This window comes from Blastococcus goldschmidtiae (assembly GCF_031845325.1).
Classification (GTDB): domain Bacteria; phylum Actinomycetota; class Actinomycetes; order Mycobacteriales; family Geodermatophilaceae; genus Blastococcus; species Blastococcus goldschmidtiae.
On sequence record NZ_JAVREI010000017.1, the window covers coordinates 73,086 to 89,060 of the forward strand.

Here is a 15,975-nt window from a genome sequence, read left to right on the forward strand (position 1 = left end):
CGGCGGGCTCCGGGGAGGGCAGCCGCGGCGGCGACCGGGAGAGGTCCGCGTGCGCGCCACGCCGGGCCGACCCGAGGTCGAAACGGTCGGCACCCGATGCCATGATGGCCGGGTGACAACGGCCCCCGTGGCGAGCAGCACCTTCGACACCTCGCGGGTGCACTCCCTGACCCGACCGAACATGGTCAGCGTCGGCACGATCATCTGGCTCTCGAGCGAGCTGATGTTCTTCGCCGGCCTGTTCGCCATGTACTTCACCGCACGAGCCCGGGCCATCGACGGGTGGCCGCCGGAGCCGACGGAGCTGAACCTCCCGTACGCGACGTTCTTCACGCTGATCCTGGTGGCCTCGTCGTTCACCTGTCAGTTCGGCGTCTTCGCGGCCGAGAGCGGCAACGTCTACGGCCTCCGGCGCTGGTTCACCATCACGTTCGTGATGGGCCTGGTCTTCGTCCTGGCCCAGCTGAACGAGTACCGCGTCCTGGTGACCGAGCACGGCACGACCATCTCGTCGTCGGTCTACGGCTCCGTCTTCTACCTGACGACGGGATTCCACGCGCTGCACGTGATCGGCGGCCTGGTCGCCTTCGTCTACATCCTCATCCGGTCCACCATGGGCCGATTCACGCCGGCACAGGCGACCGCGGCGATCGTGGTCTCGTACTACTGGCACTTCGTCGACGTCGTGTGGGTCGGGCTCTTCGCCACGATCTACCTGATCCGCTAGGGGAACGGTGTCCACCACGCACCCGCAGTCCGACGCCGAGTCTTCCGTCGTCGACACCGCGACCACCAGCCCGCTCGCCCGGGCCCGCGCCCGCCGGCGCAGCAAGCACCGCCGCCGCGTCGCCAACGTCGCCGCGCTGATGGCCGGGCTGATCCTCACCGGTGCGCTGTACTCGGTGTTCAGCCCCGCCCAGGCCGCCCCGGCCCAGGGCGCCAGCGAGTCCGCCGCCGAGGCGGCCGGCCGGGATCTGTACACCCGCAGCTGCATCACCTGCCACGGCGAGAACCTCGAGGGCGTGCCCAACCGCGGGCCCTCCCTGATCGGCGTCGGCGCGGCCTCCGTCTACTTCCAGGTGCACACCGGCCGCATGCCGCTGGCGCGCCAGGAGGCGGACGCCGCCGACAAGCCCGCGGTCTTCTCCGACGAGGAGATCGACCAGCTGATGGCCTACATCCAGGCCAACGGCGGCGGCCCCCGCCTGCCGAGCGGCGACCTGCGCGACGGGGACATCGCCGAGGGTGGCGAGCTGTTCCGCCTCAACTGCGCGTCGTGCCACAACTTCGTCGGCGAGGGCGGCGCCCTGTCCTCGGGCAAGGCGGCGCCCAGCCTGAACGACTCCAACGACCTCGAGATCTACACGGCCATGCTGACCGGGCCGGAGAACATGCCGGTGTTCGGTGACAACCAGCTGACGCCGGAGGAGAAGCGCTCGATCATCGCCTACGTCCAGACGGTGAACAACCAGGCCGACCCCGGTGGTGCCGGTGTGGGCCGGATGGGCCCGGTCGCCGAGGGCCTGGTCATCTGGGTGGTCGGAGTCGGCGTGCTGATGTTCGGAATCTTCTGGATGGGGAGCAAGGCGTGACCACGCACGACGCCCGTCCCGGCTCTGCCGGCGGCGCGGACACGTCGGGACCGCTGCACGGCGGTCCCGACGACGACTACACGCCCGAGCAGCTCGCGGCGATGCCGCGGGAGGACCTCGACCGTCTCGGCGCCCGGTACGACGGGGTGGAGATCCTGCACGTCGACCCGGGCCCCGAGCCCGGCTCCCCGATGGAGAAGCGGGCGGTGCGCCAGGTCGGCCTGCTGTTCACCCTCGCCGGGCTCTCCGCGCTCGCGTTCGTCGTCGTCTACGTCGGATCGGGCTGGTTCTTCCCCGACTGGCAGTGGGATGTCGTCGACACCGGCTGGAGCACCGTCTTCACCCCCCTGCTCGGCGCCACGATGGGCCTGTCCCTGGCGCTCGTCGGCGTGGGGCTGGTCGTCTACGGCAAGAAGCTGCTGCCGCACGAGACGGCCGTCCAGGACAAGCACGACGGGTCGCACTTCGACCGGGTCACCACCGGCGCCACGCTCGTCGGCGGGCTGCACAACAGCGGGCTCGCCCGGCGCAAGCTGATCACCCGGTCGCTCGCGTTCATGGGCGGTGGACTGGGGCTCATGCTGCTCATGCCACTCGGTGGCCTGATCAAGAACCCGAACACCGGCAACCCCCTGGGCCGCACCGCGTGGGCCGAGGGCGTCCGGCTGGTGCGCGAGGACGGCAGCCCCATCCGCCCCGGCGACCAGGAGCCCGGCTCCCTGGAGACCGTCTTCCCGGCCGTCGCCGGCGGGAACCGGCAGTCCGATGCGGCCACGATGCTGATCCGCCTCCGGCCCGCCCAGCTGGACGAGCAGGTGCCGCGCGAGGGCCAGGCCGATTACGGGTACGGCGACTACGTCGCCTACTCCAAGATCTGCACGCACGCCGGCTGCCCGGTGTCGCTGTACGAGCAGGAGACCGGCCGGATCCTCTGCCCGTGCCACCAGTCGCAGTTCCTCGTGACCGAGGGCGCAAAGCCGGTCTTCGGCCCGGCGACGCGCGCCCTCCCCCAGCTGCCCATCACGGTCGACGACGAAGGCTTCTTCGTCGCCCGCAGCGACTACCCTGAAGCCGTAGGCCCCACGTACTGGAACCGGGAGCGCATCTGATGGCAGCTACCGCCACGGCCCCGGGAGCTCCGACCACCCGGATCGGCAAGACCGCCACCGAGATCGACGACCGGCTGATCGTCGCCGGTCCCCTGCGGCGGACGCTCAACAAGGTCTTCCCCGACCACTGGTCGTTCCTGCTCGGCGAGATCGCGCTCTACTCGTTCCTGATCGCGCTGCTGTCGGGCACGTACCTGACGTTCTTCTTCGACCCCTCGCTGCGCGAGGTGGTGTACGAGGGCTCCTACGCCCCACTGCGTGGCGTGGAGATGTCCGCGGCCTACGACTCGGCGCTGAACCTCTCCTTCGACGTCCGCGGCGGCCTGTTCATGCGGCAGGTCCACCACTGGGCGGCGCTGCTGTTCGTCGCCTCGATCGTGCTCCACCTGCTGCGTGTCTTCTTCACCGGCGCCTTCCGGCGTCCGCGGGAGACGAACTGGCTGATCGGCGTGGTCATGCTCGTGCTCGCCCTGCTCATGGGCGTGACCGGCTACACCCTCCCCGACGACCTGCTCTCGGGTACGGGGCTCCGGATCATCAGCGCGATCATCCTGTCCATCCCCGTGATCGGGACCTGGGCGCACTGGGCGGTGTTCGGGGGCGACTTCGTCGGCGAGCTGATCATCGGGCGCTTCTACATCGCGCACGTGCTGATCATCCCGGCGATCCTGCTGGCCCTGATCGCGGTGCACCTGCTCCTGCTGGTGAAGCAGAAGCACACCCAGTTCCCCGGCCCCGGCCGCACGGAGCACAACGTCGTCGGCAACCGGCTCTTCCCCACGTTCGCGGCGAAAGCGACCGGGCTGCTGTTCATCGTGTTCGGCGTGATCGCCGCCCTGGGCGGCCTCGTCCAGATCAACCCGGTCTGGCTGTGGGGCCCGTACAACCCGGCGCAGGTCTCGGCCGCATCGCAGCCGGACTGGTACATCCTGTTCCTGGACGGCTCGACGCGAATCTTCCCCGCGTGGGACATCAACCTCCCGGGCGACTACACGATCCCGGCCCTGTTCTGGCCGACCGTCGTCATCGCCGGTGCGATGTTCACCGTGCTCGCGCTCTACCCGAGCATCGAGCGCAAGCTGACCGGCGACACGGCCGCGCACCACCTGCTGCAGCGCCCCCGCGACGTCCCCGTGCGGACATCGCTCGGCATGATGGGGCTGACCTTCTACGGCGTGCTGATGCTCTCCGGTGGGAACGACGTCTTCGCGGACAAGTTCGACGTGAGCCTCAACGCGATGACCTGGTTCGGCAGGCTCGGCGTGATCGTCCTGCCGCCGCTGGTCTACGTCCTCACCTACCGGATCTGCCTCGGTCTGCAGATGCACGACCGCGAGGTGCTCGAGCACGGCATCGAGACCGGAGTCATCCGGCGGCTGCCGCACGGTGAGTTCATCGAGGTGCACCAGCCGCTCGGCCCGGTCGACGAGCACGGCCACGGGGCGCTCGCCTACGGCGGTGCTCCGGTGCCCAAGAAGATGAACCAGATCGGCGGCGCACGGCGCGCGATCCGCGGCTTCTTCCGACCGATCGAGGAGCCGGCCCAGGTCGAGCTCGAGCAGCGTCGCGAAGGCCGTGGCCTGGCGGCCGACGAGAGCCGGGAGCTCACCTCCTCCGGCCGGCCCTCCGAGGGTGGTCGTCCGCAGGAACCGCGCGACTGACGTCGGCATCGCACGTAGGCAGGGCCCCGGTGGATCCGTCCACCGGGGCCCTGCTGCATGTCGGGGTCGCGCTCTCGCCCATCCCCGCTCTCCCCCCGGCATCCAGGGCCACACCCGAGCTCCGGCAGCCTGTGAGCACTCCCCCGGCGTGCAGCCTCGGAACTCGTGGGCGAGATCCGCCCGCACCGGCGATCTCCCGGACCGTGCTCCCGCCGCCCATCCGGAACACCTTCCCGGCGCGCCGCACCCCACCCGCGCGCCTGCGCCGCCGTGGCTGCCCTCGCCGGCTGGACCCGGGGCGCCGCCGTGACCGCGGTCGCCGGCTGAACCCGGCGCCGCTGTGGCCGTACACGCCGTCTGGACCCGGCGCGCCACCGTGGACTTGCACGCCGACTGGACCCGTGCGCCAACGGAGCGCGGGCCGCCCTCCTCAGGCATTGGCCGCCATGCAGACCGTCGATGCTCGAGCCGCAGCAGCGGCAGCGACGCCTCGCGCGGGCGCCCCACATCTGGGGTGCTCCTCGCGCTTCTGCGGCTCTGCAGCGCTACCCCGGCGCAGGATCCACCCCACCCAGCGGTCGTCCGACGACCATCTCCGGGGAGCCCCCTGGGCTCGTGCGGTCGCGGCCCCTCACGCGGACGCCTCCTCGAACGGCCGCCGTCGGACCGTTGAACCCAGGCGACCCACGACCGGCGGCGTGATGGGTTGCCCGGGTTCATCGGTCGCGTGGTCCACCGGCGTCCGCAGCGGGTGGCGGCCCCGAGGTCATGGAGCCGGCACGGAGCCTGGTCGGCACGTGGTGGTGGGCGAGGTCACCGGTGCGCGACCGGCACGCCGCGGCCGAGCAGCAGCCGGCGCGGCATGCGGTCACCGAGGCGGTGCGGACGCGAGTGGCCCACGCCGCGACGGGAGTCCGGCCGGATGCCTCGCCGTCCGCCCCCGGCGGCCTCACCGACCGCGCTACCTGCCGGCGGCCTCACCGGCCCGCGCCGTCCGCCCCCGTCGGCCTTCCCGAGCCGCGCGTGACGGACCAGCGCCGCTCCGGCCCAGCGCCGCTCGTCCGGGCCCGGCCTGGACACGCCACCCACGACGGACGAGGGCCCCTCCCGCCGCAGCGGAAGGGGCTCTCGGACCGAGCTGGACTCAGCTCTGCGTGGCGTTCTGCCCCACGTAGTACTCGAACAGCAGTCCGCCGACCGTGCACAGGACGGCGACCGCACCGATGGCGATCAGCCAGAAGTACCAGTAGGCCAGCCCCAGCCCCGTCAGGCCCACGGAGAGCGCGAGCGCGAACGGCCAGTAACTTGCCGGGCTGAAGAAGCCGAGCTCGCCGGCGCCGTCGGCCATCTCGGCGTCCTTGCGGTCCTCCGGCCGGGCGTCGATCCGCCGCGACACGAACCAGAAGAAGGCGCCGATCATGCCGGTCAGGCCACCGGAGAGCACCAGCGCCGTCGTGCCGATCGGCTCCCTGGCCCACACGCCGTAGACCACGGCCGCCACGACGCAGAAGAACGCGATGATGTTGAAGATGATCGCCTCGACCTTCACGGCCGTGCCTCCTCAGGCGTCGTGACGGTCCGGACCGGGTGCATCCGACGGTCAGCCATCGGTCTCTCGCAGCTGGTCGAGGTTCTTCTCCTGGAACAGCTCGAGCGGCGTCGTCGACGTGGCGGCTCCGGGCTGCCCGATCGCCACCAGGGCCTCGTAGGTGCCCAGCCCCGACTCGCGCGCATCGAGGTAGTCGTCGTACTCGTCCCCGGACACCGCGCGCACCTCGAAGTTCATGTACGCGTGGTACGTCCCGCACAGCTCGGCACAGCGGCCCACGTAGGCACCCTCCTCGCGGACGGTGACCTCGAAGACGTTGTCGCGGCCGTTCTCGTTGCCGGGGATGACGTCGAGCTTGAAGAGGAACTCGGGCACCCAGAAGGAGTGGATGACGTCGGCGGAAGCGACCTCGAAGCGGATCACCCGGTCGGTCGGCAGGACCAGGACCGGGATCTCGGTGCTGGTACCGATCGTGTCGACCGGCTCGCCGTCCTCGCCGGCGGTGTCCGGGTAGACGAACTGCCAGTTCCACTTGAAGGCGTTGACCTCGATCGTCTCGTCGGGGTCCTCGCTGCGGTCCAGCACCTCGTTCTGGGTCACCACGGTGAAGAAGAAGAGGCCGGCGATGATCAGGAAGGGCGCGATCGTGTACGCGATCTCCAACGGCAGGTTGTAGGCCGTCTGCCGGGGCAGCTCGTCGCTGCGCTTCCGGTGCGCCACCATCGAGTAGAAGATCAGCGCCCACACCGCGATGCCGACGATCAGCGCGGCGATGACCGAACCGGTCCACAACTCGCGCATCGCCTCGGACTCCTCGGTGATGCCCTCGGGCCACCCGAATCGCCAGAACTCGTTGTTGGGCATGTCGCACCCGCTGAGGGTCAACACCCCCAGGAGACCGAGCGCGGCCAGCCGCGCGAGCCTGCTGCCTCGAGCCACTGCTCGTTGCCTCCTCGTCCTCCGTCCGGTGCGCCCGGACGGTCCTTCCAGCGGGTCCACGAGCCGGTTTCGGCAGGCGGCGTCCACGCCGATCACAGTGTGTGCCGAGCCTAGCCGACGGGGCTCGGCGGTCGACCACCGGAGACACGCACCCGGCGGGTCGCGGTCACTGTGGCCGAGGACGCGCCCGCGAGGCCGGGGCCGGTCCATCGGGGCGGTTAGAGTCGAGGCGTGTGGTACCGCCTGCTCACCCCCAAGTGGGTGCTCCTGCATCTGCTGGTGGCCGCGCTCTTCGTCGCCACCTTCTTCCTCGGGTACTGGCAGCTGACCAAGGCCGAGGCCGGCGGCGGGGCGGTGAACTGGAGCTACGCGCTGCAGTGGCCGCTCTACGGGGCGATGGGCCTGTGGTTCTACATCCGGATGGTGCGCGACGAGCTGCGCCGCGACCCGGACGAGGACCTGCCGGGACGCGCCGTGGTGCTGTACCAGCGGCCCCGGGTCGACACCACGGGCGACCCCGAGCTGGCCGCCTACAACGCCTACCTCGCGGAGCTCAACGAGCGGGCGCTCGGCCAGCGGAGCAGCAGTGCCCGCTGAGCGCACGCTCTCGTCGCGCAACTCCGACGAGGCCATCGGCCAGGCGATGCTGCGCTACCGGGTCATGGCGACCGTCGTCGGCGTCCTGCTCATCGCCCTCATCTTCGTCGCCGTGCCGCTCAACCACCTCGCCGACGTCCCCGAGCCGTCCACGGTCCTCGGCACCGCGCACGGCTGGCTCTACGGCCTGTTCTTCCTGTCCGCGGTGGACCTCGCGCTGCGCGCGAAGTGGACCCTCAAGGGCTTCCTGCTCACGGTGATCGCCGGGACGGTGCCGGTGCTCTCCTTCTTCGCGGAGCGGCGCGCCACGGCGAAGATGCGCGCCGGCGAGCGGGTCTGACCCCCGCCGGCCCTGCCCTTCCCCTGCTATCCCCGGAGACCTGCCCCTCATGTGCGGCCTGCTCGCCTACTTCTCCACCGACGCCGACCGCGTCGACGACACCACCGTTGCGGCGGTGCGGCAGGCCCAGCACTGCCTGCGGCACCGCGGCCCCGACGAGACCGAGCAGTGGTCCGACGGCCGCGCGGTGTTCGGCTTCAACCGGCTCTCGTTCATCGACATCGAGCACAGCCACCAGCCGATGCCCTACGCCGACGGCCGCTACCGGATCGTCTTCAACGGCGAGATCTACAACTACCTGGAGCTCCGGGAAGAGCTGAAGGCAGCGGGCGCGACCTTCGCCACCGAGGGCGACACCGAGGCGATCGTCGCCGGGTTCCACCTCTGGGGCGAGGACGTCGTCCACCGGCTGCGCGGCATGTTCGCGTTCCTCATCTGGGACACCGAGAAGCAGACCGTCTTCGGGGCCCGCGACCCGTTCGGCATCAAGCCGCTGTTCGTCACCCGCCTGGCCGACGGCGCGCTCGCCTTCTCCTCGGAGAAGAAGGCGCTGTTGGAGCTGCTCGGCGGCAGCGCGGCGGCGGGCGGGGTCGACGCCGCGTCGCTGCAGCACTACCTGACCCTGCAGTACGTCCCCGAGCCCGCGACGCTGCACCGCGGCATCCGGCGCATCGAGAGCGGTACCAGCTTCACCGTCGCCGACGGCGAGCTGACGACGACGCGGTACTTCCACCCCACCTTCCCGATCCGGCCGGTGGCGAAGGACGACCAGCAGGCCCTCTACGACCGCATCGCCGAGGTGCTCGACGACTCGGTGCGCGTGCACATGCGCGCCGACGTGACGGTGGGGTCGTTCCTGTCCGGCGGGATCGACTCCACGGCCATCGCCGCCCTGGCCAAGCGCTACAACCCGGACCTGCTCACGTTCACCACCGGCTTCGAGCGCTCGGGCTTCTCCGAGATCGACGTCGCCGCCGAGTCGGCCGCCGCGATCGGCGTCGAGCACATCACCAAGGTGGTCAGCGCCGAGGAGTTCGCCGACGCCATCCCGCTGGTGGTCTGGTACCTCGACGACCCCGTCGCGGACCCCGCACTGGTGCCGCTGTATTTCATCGCCCGCGAGGCCCGCAAGCACGTGAAGGTCGTGCTGTCGGGGGAAGGCGCCGACGAGCTCTTCGGGGGCTACAACATCTACCGCGAGCCGCTCTCGCTGGCCGCGTTCGAGAAGCTCCCGTCGGGCGTCCGGCGGGCACTGGGCACGCTGTCGGCGAAGCTGCCCGACGGGATGCGGGGCAAGGACCTGCTGCGCCGCGGGTCGATCCCGCTGGAGCAGCGCTACTACGGGAACGCCCGCCTGTTCCGGGACGACGAGCTGGGCCTCCTGCGCACGCACGATCCGGACCTCTCGCACGTCACCGTCACCCGGGAGCTGTACGAGCGCACGCGCGCCGCCGGCTACGACGACGTCACCGCCATGCAGTACGTCGACCTGTTCACCTGGCTGCGCGGCGACATCCTGGTGAAGGCCGACAAGATGACCATGGCCAACTCGCTGGAGCTGCGGGTGCCGTTCCTCGACCCCGAGGTGTTCCGGGTCGCCGGCACGCTTCCCGTCGACCAGCGGGTGACCAAGGAGACGACGAAGTACGCGCTGCGCCGGGCGCTGGAGCAGATCGTGCCGGCCCACGTGCTGAACCGCCGGAAGCTCGGCTTCCCGGTGCCCACCCGCCACTGGCTGGCCGAGGACCTGCACGACTGGGCGCGCTCGGTGGTCGAGGCCAGCCACACCGACGAGTGGCTGGACTCTTCTCAGGTGCTGGCGATGCTGGCCGCGCACCGGCAGAACCAGCGCAACGGCTCCCCGGTCGACTACTCGCGCAAGCTCTGGACGCTGCTGGTCTTCATGATCTGGCACGGCATCTTCGTCGAGGGGCGCATCCGCCCGGAGATCCCGCAGACGGTCTACCCCGTCCGCTTGTGACACTGCGATCCTCCGGATCGCACCGCGGCCAATTGCCGTTCCCCTGATGCGTGGAGCCGCTTCGTCGTTCCTCGCGGAGACCCTCCGGGCCTCCACTCGTCACGACATTCCAGATACAGCAGCGCCCGGTTCCCCTCGTGGGAAACCGGGCGCCGGTTGCCGTCCGGAGGACGACAGATCACTCAGCTGAAGCTGTCCCCGCAGGCGCAGGAGCTACCGGCGTTCGGGTTGTCGATCGTGAAGCCCTGCTTCTCGATCGAGTCGACGAAGTCGATCGTGGCACCGCCGAGGTAGGGGCCGCTCATCCGGTCGACGATGACCTCGACCCCGCCGAACTCGTAGGTCTGGTCCCCGTCGAGGTACCGCTCGTCGAAGAAGAGCTGGTACCGGAGGCCCGAGCAGCCGCCGGGCTGGACGGCGATGCGCAGACGCAGGTCGTCGCGGCCCTCCTGGTCCAGCAGCGCCTTGACCTTGGCGGCCGCGGGGTCGCTGAGCAGCACGCCCGTGGATCCGGCCGTGCCACCGTCGAGAGTCGTGGTGTCCTGCACCGTCATATCCATGTCCTCCTGCATCCGAGGTGTCCACTGCGCACCATCTGCGGCAGACCAACGCCGCCGTGGCGGAGCTTCTTCCACTGTACGGCGCCGTCGCACGTTTCCCGAGGGCCCGCGGCGGTCCACGTAGACTCCCGCCCTGTGAAGCTCCGCCTGCCCGGCCGCCGGAACGCCGCCGAGACGACCGACACCGCCGCCTCGGCCGACGCGGGCGCGCACGCCGCGCACGTCGTCAAGGTCTCGGGCAAGGGGCGACCCACTCCCCGGCGCAACGAGGCACAGGGCCGCCGCCCGGGGCCGCCCCCGCCTCCGCCGACCACGCGCAAGGAGGCCTACCGCCGGATGCGCGAGCAGCAGGCCGCCCGCCGGTCGGACGCCCGCGGCGCAGCGGCGCGCGGTGACGACGCCTTCCTGCCCGCGCGCGACCGGGGCCCGGTCCGCAGGACGGTGCGCGACATCGTCGACAGCCGGCGCAACGTGGGCAGCTGGTTCCTGGTCATCGCCGGTGTCGCCCTCGTCGGCACGTTCGTGCCCAGCACGGCGGTGCGCGGGTACGCCAGCTTCCTGCTGTTCGGCTTCTTCATCCTGCTGATCGTCGACTCCGTCGTCCTGGGCCGGAAGATCAAGCGGACGCTGGCCGACCGGTTCCCCGCCGGGACCGAGAAGACCCGCGGCGCCGTGTGGTACGGCATCACCCGCGCGACGATGATCCGCCGCTGGCGCTTCCCCAAGCCCGAGGTCCCGGTCGGCGCGGACGTCTGAGCGCCGGCGTCCGTGCACGTCCGGCTGCTCGGTACGGGTGCGGCCGACGGCTGGCCCAACCCGTGGTGCTCCTGCGCCTCCTGCTCGGACGCCCGCGCGCGCGGTGAGTCCCGGCGGCAGACGTCGGTGCTCGTCGACGACGCCGTGCTGCTCGACCTCTCCCCCGCGCTGCCGCCCGGCGGCGTCTCGCTGGCCGGCGTGCACACGATCCTGGTGACCCATGCGCACCCCGATCACTGCGCACCCTTCGCCCTGCTCTGGCGGCACTGGGTGGCCGCCGACCGGCCGCTGACCATCGCCGGCCCCGCCCCCGTGCTGGCGGAGTGCCGCCCCTGGCTGGCGCCGGACGCACCGGTCGAGCTGGTCGTGGTCGAACCGGGGTGCACGCTGCGCCTGCGCGGCTACGACGTCCGGGTGCTGCCGGCCGACCACGAGGTGCCGGCCGTGCTCTACGACGTCACCGGCCCCGATGGGACCCGGCTGCTGTACGCGACCGACACCGGTCCGCTGCCCGAGGCGGCGGTCGAGGCGGTGCGCGGGGCCGCGTTCGACGTCGTGCTGCTCGAGCAGACCTTCGGCGACCGGCTCGACCACGGCACCCAGCACCTCGATCTCGCCACGTTCCCCGCCCAGCTCGCCCGGCTGCGCGCTGCCGGCGCCGTCACCGACGGCACCGACGTGGTGGCCGTGCACCTGAGCCACCACAACCCGCCTGCCGGGTTGCTGGCCGGGCGGTTGGCGGAGCACGGTGCCCGGGTGCTGCCCGACGGCGCGGAGCTGCAGATCGATCCCGCCCGGCGCTCCGCGACGGTCTGACCGGGGCGGACGCGCGGCCGGCTCCGGAGGGGCCTAACGTCGGCGAGCGTGGAATTCCGACGCCTCGGCCGCTCCGGCCTGACCATCTCCGAGATCGCCTACGGCAACTGGCTGACCCATGGCAGCCAGGTCGAGGAGGACGCCGCCCACGCCTGCGTGCGCGCCGCCCTCGACGAAGGCATCACCACCTTCGACACCGCCGACGTCTACGCCGGTACGAAGGCCGAGTCCGTCCTCGGCCGCGCTCTCGCCGGGCAGCGCCGCGAGGGACTGGAGATCTTCACCAAGGTCTACTGGCCCACCGGCCCCGGCCGGAACGACCGCGGACTCTCCCGCAAGCACATCATGGAGAGCTGCACCGCCTCGCTGAAGCGGCTCCAGACCGACTACGTCGACCTCTACCAGGCGCACCGCTACGACTCGTCGGTGCCGCTCGAGGAGACGATGACCGCGTTCGCCGACCTCGTGCGGCAGGGCAAGGTGCACTACATCGGCGTCTCGGAGTGGAACGCCGAGGAGATCGCCGCCGGCGCCGAGATGGCGCGCGAGCTGGGCATCCAGCTGATCAGCAACCAGCCGCAGTACTCGATGCTCTGGCGGGTGATCGAGGACCAGGTCGTGCCCACGTCCGAGAAGCACGGCCTGTCGCAGATCGTGTGGTCGCCGCTGGCGCAGGGCATCCTCACCGGCAAGTACCTGCCCGGTCAGCAGCCACCGCCCGACTCGCGGGGTGGCCACGCCGAAGCCGGTGGGTCGATGAAGCGGTTCCTCCGTAACGAGGAGCTCCTCACCCGCGTCCAGGACCTGGTCCCGATCGCGGCGGACCTGGGCCTGTCCATGGCGCAGCTGGCCGTCGCCTGGGTGCTGCAGAACCAGAACGTCGCCGCGGCGATCATCGGCGCCAGCCGGCCCGAGCAGGTGCAGGACAACGTCAAGGCGGCCGGCGTCACGCTGGACGCCGACGTCCTGGCCCGCATCGACCAGGCGCTCGGCGACGTCGTCGAGCGGGATCCGGCCAAGGTCCAGCGCGGCGCCTGAGCCGCTCCCTCCTGGTCTCCCCGCTGCGGGAGACCAGGAGGTGGACCCTCCACCTGAGGTGGAGGGTCAGGCAGACGTCAGCCCCATCGGGCCGTAGACCTTCCGCTCGTCCTCGAACAGGGTGACCGTCGCGACGCCCCGGTCGAGCAGTTCGCGCCAGTTCTCCCCCAGCCACGACTCCGCATCGCCCTGGTTGTCCGAGGGCGGGATCTCGACCCCGATGGACGACGGTTCGACGGTCGCCCCGGCGGGGTCCTCCAGGCGCCAGTGCCAGCTCATGCCCGCAGGCTAGTGCGCTCGTTGCCGTGACGTGATCATCATCCGGGTTACCGCCGTCGTCGGCCGGGCATGGCAGTCCACCGACACGTCCACCCGGAGGACCGATGACCGCACCCCGTGACCACGACGCCACCGGCGCCACCCGCGCCGAGCAGCAGCCCGCACCCGAGAACACATCGACCGGGCAGCTGATCGGCCAGCTCACCGAGCAGATCAGCCGCCTGGTCCGCGACGAGGCCCGCCTCGCACAGGCGGAGGTCACCCAGAAGGCCAAGCGGCTGGGCGTCGGCGCCGGGCTGTTCGGTGGCGCGGGCCTCTTCGCCTTCCTCGGCCTGGCCGTCCTCGTCGCCACCGCCGTCCTGGCGCTGGACCTGGTGCTGCCGGCCTGGCTGGCGGCGCTGATCGTCGCCGTCGTGCTCTTCGCCATCGCCGGGGTGCTCGCCCTCGTCGGCAAGAAGGACGTCGAGAAGGGGTCCCCGCCCGTGCCGACCGAGGCCATGGCGAGCATGAAGACCGACATCGCGACCGTGAAGGAGAGTGCGCGCCGGTGAGTACCCCGAGTGGCGACCGCCCCGGAGACGGGCAGGCGCAGCAGGCAGCCGGCCACGGCCCCACGGACCCCGACGCGATCAGGGCCGACATCGAGGCGACCCGCGAGCAGCTGGGCCGCACCGTCGACGAGCTGAGCCAGCGCCTCGACGTCCCCGCCCGCGCGAAGGAGAGCGCGGCGCGGGCCAAGGACACCGCCGTCGAGACCTACCGGGAGAGCCCTCCGGCGTTCGCCGGCGTCGGCGCCGGGCTGGCCGCGCTGATGGGGCTCGTCCTCTGGCGCCGGCGGCGCACGCGGCGCGCGGCCTCCACCGAGGAGCTCGTCATGGGCGTCCACACGGGTCGCCGTCGCACGGCCGGGCGAGCACGCAGGGAACTGGCCGCCCGACAGGCCGCGGCACGCAAGGCCACCGCGAGGGCCGAGAAGCAGGCCCGCCGGGCCGAGACGAAGGCCCGCCGGGCCAGGAGGAGGAAGCGGTGAGCAAGCGCAACAAGGGCGAGGCGCGCAAGAGCACGGGGGCCAAGCTCGCCTACCGGCCCATCGGTCTCATCAGCGGCCTGGTGGCGGGATCGCTGAGCGGGATCCTGTTCAAGCAGGTCTGGAAGCTCGTGGCCAAGGAGGAGGAGGCCCCGTCGGCGCTGCAGAGCGAGTACCGGATGCGCGAGGTCGTGCTGGCCGCCGCGATCCAGGGCGCCATCTTCGCCGCGACGAAGGCGGCGGTCGACCGCGCCGGCGCCCGGGGCTTCACGCAGCTGACCGGCGCCTGGCCGGGCGACTGAAAGAGGACCCCGTCCCACTCATCCCTCGCATGCTCGGGACGAGCCTCCGGACGGGGCCGGCGGCGAGACGACTCAGGCAGGACACGGATCAGGGGGGGAAGACGCATGACGGGCACGCGGCCGCGCGAGAGCGCCGTCGACCGGATCCGCCAGCGGGTCGAGGAGAAGGCCGCCCGGCGCGCGGCCGCGGCCCGGACGACGGCCGACGGCGGGCCGGCCGGGGACCCGAACCGGCTTCCGCCGGGCGCCCCCGCGCCGGAACAGCTGCCGGGGATCGACGCCGGCTCCCCCACCCAGATCCCCGCGCGCGGCTGGAAGCAGGTCCTCAAGCGCGCGTGGGCGGAGAACAACGCCGACAACATGCCGATCATCGCCGGTGGGGTGGCGTTCTTCGGCTTCCTGGCGGTCTTCCCGGCGCTGATCGCGCTGATCTCCATCTACGGCCTGATCGTCTCCCCGGAGCAGGCCGCCGCCCAGGTCGAGGAGTTGACCACCGGGCTCCCCGAGGACGCCCGCACGCTCATCGAGACCCAGGTCGCCAACATCGCCGATGCCGGCGGGGCCCTCACCTGGGGCCTCGTCCTCTCGACGTTCGGCGCGCTCTTCAGCGCCTCGGGCGGCGTGAACAACCTGGTCAAGGCGGTCAACATCGCCTATGACGAGGTCGAGACCCGCAACTTCGTCAAGCTCCGGGCGCTCTCGCTGGTGCTCACGCTCGGGGCGGTCGTCTTCGTCGTCCTGACCATCGGTCTGATCGCCGTCCTTCCGGTGGTCATCGACGTGCTGCCGCTCGGCTCGGTCGGCACCGTGCTGGCGGAGGTCGGCCGCTGGGTGGCGTTGCTGCTCGTCGTCGCCGGATCGCTCGCCGTGCTCTACCGGGTGGCCCCCGACCGGGACGCGCCGCGCTTCCGCTGGGTCAGCCTCGGCTCGGTGCTGGTCACCGTCGTCTGGGCGGTGGTCAGCCTCGGCTTCACCTTCTACGTGAACAACTTCGGCTCCTACGACGCCACCTACGGGGCGATCGCCGGGGTCATCGTGCTGATGCTGTGGCTGTACCTCACCTGCTACCTCGTGCTCCTGGGCGCGGAGATCAACTCCGAGGCCGAACACCAGACCGGCCACGACACCACCTCGGGTGAGCCGATGCCCATGGGCGAGCGCGATGCCGTGAAGGCCGACACGCTCCCGGCCAAGGCCGAGCCGGAGAAGGGCGACGGCGACCCGACGCGCAAGAACGCCCCCTGAAGAAGGACCCCGTCCCTCTCACCACTCGCAGGCTCGCGGTGAGCCTCCGGACGGGGCCTAGACGGTATGGCGTGACGGCCTGGGGGCCGTTGCGGGCCGGGGCCTCGCTCACGCAAGTTTCGTGGGTTGCCGGGCAGGAGGCGCCTGCTCGGCCTATCCGACATGCGTGGGAGGCCCCGGTGCT

Annotated in this window: 18 protein-coding genes; 14 read left to right on the forward strand and 4 right to left on the reverse strand. The window is 71.4% G+C overall.

Translation table 11 applies throughout. From position 1 onward, the window contains the following. Positions 1 to 112: 112 nt before the first annotated feature. Genes ctaE through qcrB form a run of 4 tightly spaced genes read left to right on the forward strand, consistent with a single transcriptional unit; the run spans position 113 to position 4,362 of the window. Entirely contained in the window at positions 113 to 727 is a 615-nt protein-coding gene (gene ctaE / locus RM425_RS18600; RefSeq protein ID WP_311346713.1) for an aa3-type cytochrome oxidase subunit III, read from the forward strand. A 7-nt stretch (positions 728 to 734) separates the two neighbouring features. Beyond that, positions 735 to 1,592 carry a cytochrome bc1 complex diheme cytochrome c subunit gene (gene qcrC / locus RM425_RS18605; RefSeq protein ID WP_311346714.1) on the forward strand — a complete coding sequence of 286 codons (858 nt, stop codon included), beginning with the start codon at positions 735 to 737 and terminating at the stop codon, positions 1,590 to 1,592. Further along, on the forward strand, positions 1,589 to 2,701 hold the full coding sequence (gene qcrA / locus RM425_RS18610) for a cytochrome bc1 complex Rieske iron-sulfur subunit (RefSeq protein WP_311346715.1): 1,113 nt from the start codon (positions 1,589 to 1,591) through the stop codon (positions 2,699 to 2,701). Before qcrC ends, qcrA begins: the two co-directional genes overlap by 4 nt. Further along, on the forward strand, positions 2,701 to 4,362 hold the full coding sequence (qcrB, locus tag RM425_RS18615; RefSeq protein WP_311346716.1) for a cytochrome bc1 complex cytochrome b subunit: 1,662 nt from the start codon (positions 2,701 to 2,703) through the stop codon (positions 4,360 to 4,362). Before qcrA ends, qcrB begins: the two co-directional genes overlap by 1 nt. A 1,144-nt stretch (positions 4,363 to 5,506) precedes the next feature. Here the strand turns inward: qcrB and RM425_RS18620 are convergent. After that, positions 5,507 to 5,911: a cytochrome c oxidase subunit 4 gene (locus RM425_RS18620; RefSeq protein ID WP_311346717.1), complete on the reverse strand. Its 405-nt coding sequence runs from the start codon at positions 5,909 to 5,911 to the stop codon at positions 5,507 to 5,509. 51 nt (positions 5,912 to 5,962) lie between these two features. Further along, positions 5,963 to 6,850, reverse strand: a complete 888-nt coding sequence (gene ctaC, locus RM425_RS18625; RefSeq protein WP_311346718.1) for an aa3-type cytochrome oxidase subunit II — start codon at positions 6,848 to 6,850, stop codon at positions 5,963 to 5,965. Between the two features lie 231 nt (positions 6,851 to 7,081). Here ctaC and RM425_RS18630 point away from each other — a divergent pair, with 231 nt between their 5' ends. From RM425_RS18630 to asnB, 3 genes are read left to right on the forward strand one after another with little or no spacing between them, the layout of a single operon-like run. Further along, positions 7,082 to 7,447: a metalloprotease gene (locus RM425_RS18630; RefSeq protein ID WP_311346719.1), complete on the forward strand. Its 366-nt coding sequence runs from the start codon at positions 7,082 to 7,084 to the stop codon at positions 7,445 to 7,447. Then, positions 7,437 to 7,787, forward strand: a complete 351-nt coding sequence (locus RM425_RS18635) for a DUF3817 domain-containing protein (protein ID WP_311346720.1) — start codon at positions 7,437 to 7,439, stop codon at positions 7,785 to 7,787. The genes RM425_RS18630 and RM425_RS18635 overlap by 11 nt, the downstream gene beginning before the upstream one ends. 49 nt (positions 7,788 to 7,836) lie before the next feature. Further along, positions 7,837 to 9,768, forward strand: a complete 1,932-nt coding sequence (asnB, locus tag RM425_RS18640) for an asparagine synthase (glutamine-hydrolyzing) (protein WP_311346721.1) — start codon at positions 7,837 to 7,839, stop codon at positions 9,766 to 9,768. Positions 9,769 to 9,950: 182 nt separating this feature from the next. Here asnB and RM425_RS18645 read toward each other — a convergent pair whose 3' ends face one another. Next, on the reverse strand, positions 9,951 to 10,322 hold the full coding sequence (locus tag RM425_RS18645) for a HesB/IscA family protein (RefSeq protein WP_311346722.1): 372 nt from the start codon (positions 10,320 to 10,322) through the stop codon (positions 9,951 to 9,953). A gap of 141 nt (positions 10,323 to 10,463) precedes the next feature. Here RM425_RS18645 and RM425_RS18650 point away from each other — a divergent pair, with 141 nt between their 5' ends. The 3 genes from RM425_RS18650 to RM425_RS18660 are packed head-to-tail and all read left to right on the forward strand — an operon-like array spanning position 10,464 to position 12,938. Then, positions 10,464 to 11,084, forward strand: a complete 621-nt coding sequence (locus RM425_RS18650) for a DUF3043 domain-containing protein (protein ID WP_311346723.1) — start codon at positions 10,464 to 10,466, stop codon at positions 11,082 to 11,084. Positions 11,085 to 11,096: 12 nt separating this feature from the next. Further along, positions 11,097 to 11,900, forward strand: a complete 804-nt coding sequence (locus RM425_RS18655; RefSeq protein WP_311346724.1) for an MBL fold metallo-hydrolase — start codon at positions 11,097 to 11,099, stop codon at positions 11,898 to 11,900. Positions 11,901 to 11,948: 48 nt separating this feature from the next. Beyond that, positions 11,949 to 12,938 (forward strand): aldo/keto reductase family protein, encoded by a 990-nt coding sequence (locus RM425_RS18660; RefSeq protein WP_311346725.1) that lies wholly within the window; start codon positions 11,949 to 11,951, stop codon positions 12,936 to 12,938. 66 nt (positions 12,939 to 13,004) lie between these two features. Here RM425_RS18660 and RM425_RS18665 read toward each other — a convergent pair whose 3' ends face one another. Beyond that, complete coding sequence (locus RM425_RS18665) at positions 13,005 to 13,217, reverse strand: hypothetical protein (RefSeq protein ID WP_311346726.1); 213 nt, start codon at positions 13,215 to 13,217, stop codon at positions 13,005 to 13,007. A gap of 104 nt (positions 13,218 to 13,321) precedes the next feature. On the opposite strand from RM425_RS18665, the gene RM425_RS18670 reads away from it, so the two are divergent. The 4 genes from RM425_RS18670 (at position 13,322) to RM425_RS18685 (ending at position 15,791) form a co-directional block, all read left to right on the forward strand. Further along, positions 13,322 to 13,768 (forward strand): phage holin family protein, encoded by a 447-nt coding sequence (locus tag RM425_RS18670; protein ID WP_311346727.1) that lies wholly within the window; start codon positions 13,322 to 13,324, stop codon positions 13,766 to 13,768. After that, complete coding sequence (locus RM425_RS18675; protein WP_311346728.1) at positions 13,765 to 14,247, forward strand: DUF3618 domain-containing protein; 483 nt, start codon at positions 13,765 to 13,767, stop codon at positions 14,245 to 14,247. The genes RM425_RS18670 and RM425_RS18675 overlap by 4 nt, the downstream gene beginning before the upstream one ends. Then, complete coding sequence (locus tag RM425_RS18680; protein ID WP_311346729.1) at positions 14,244 to 14,546, forward strand: DUF4235 domain-containing protein; 303 nt, start codon at positions 14,244 to 14,246, stop codon at positions 14,544 to 14,546. Before RM425_RS18675 ends, RM425_RS18680 begins: the two co-directional genes overlap by 4 nt. 105 nt (positions 14,547 to 14,651) lie before the next feature. After that, entirely contained in the window at positions 14,652 to 15,791 is a 1,140-nt protein-coding gene (locus tag RM425_RS18685) for a YihY/virulence factor BrkB family protein (RefSeq protein ID WP_311346730.1), read from the forward strand. The last annotated feature ends 184 nt before the right edge of the window (positions 15,792 to 15,975 follow it).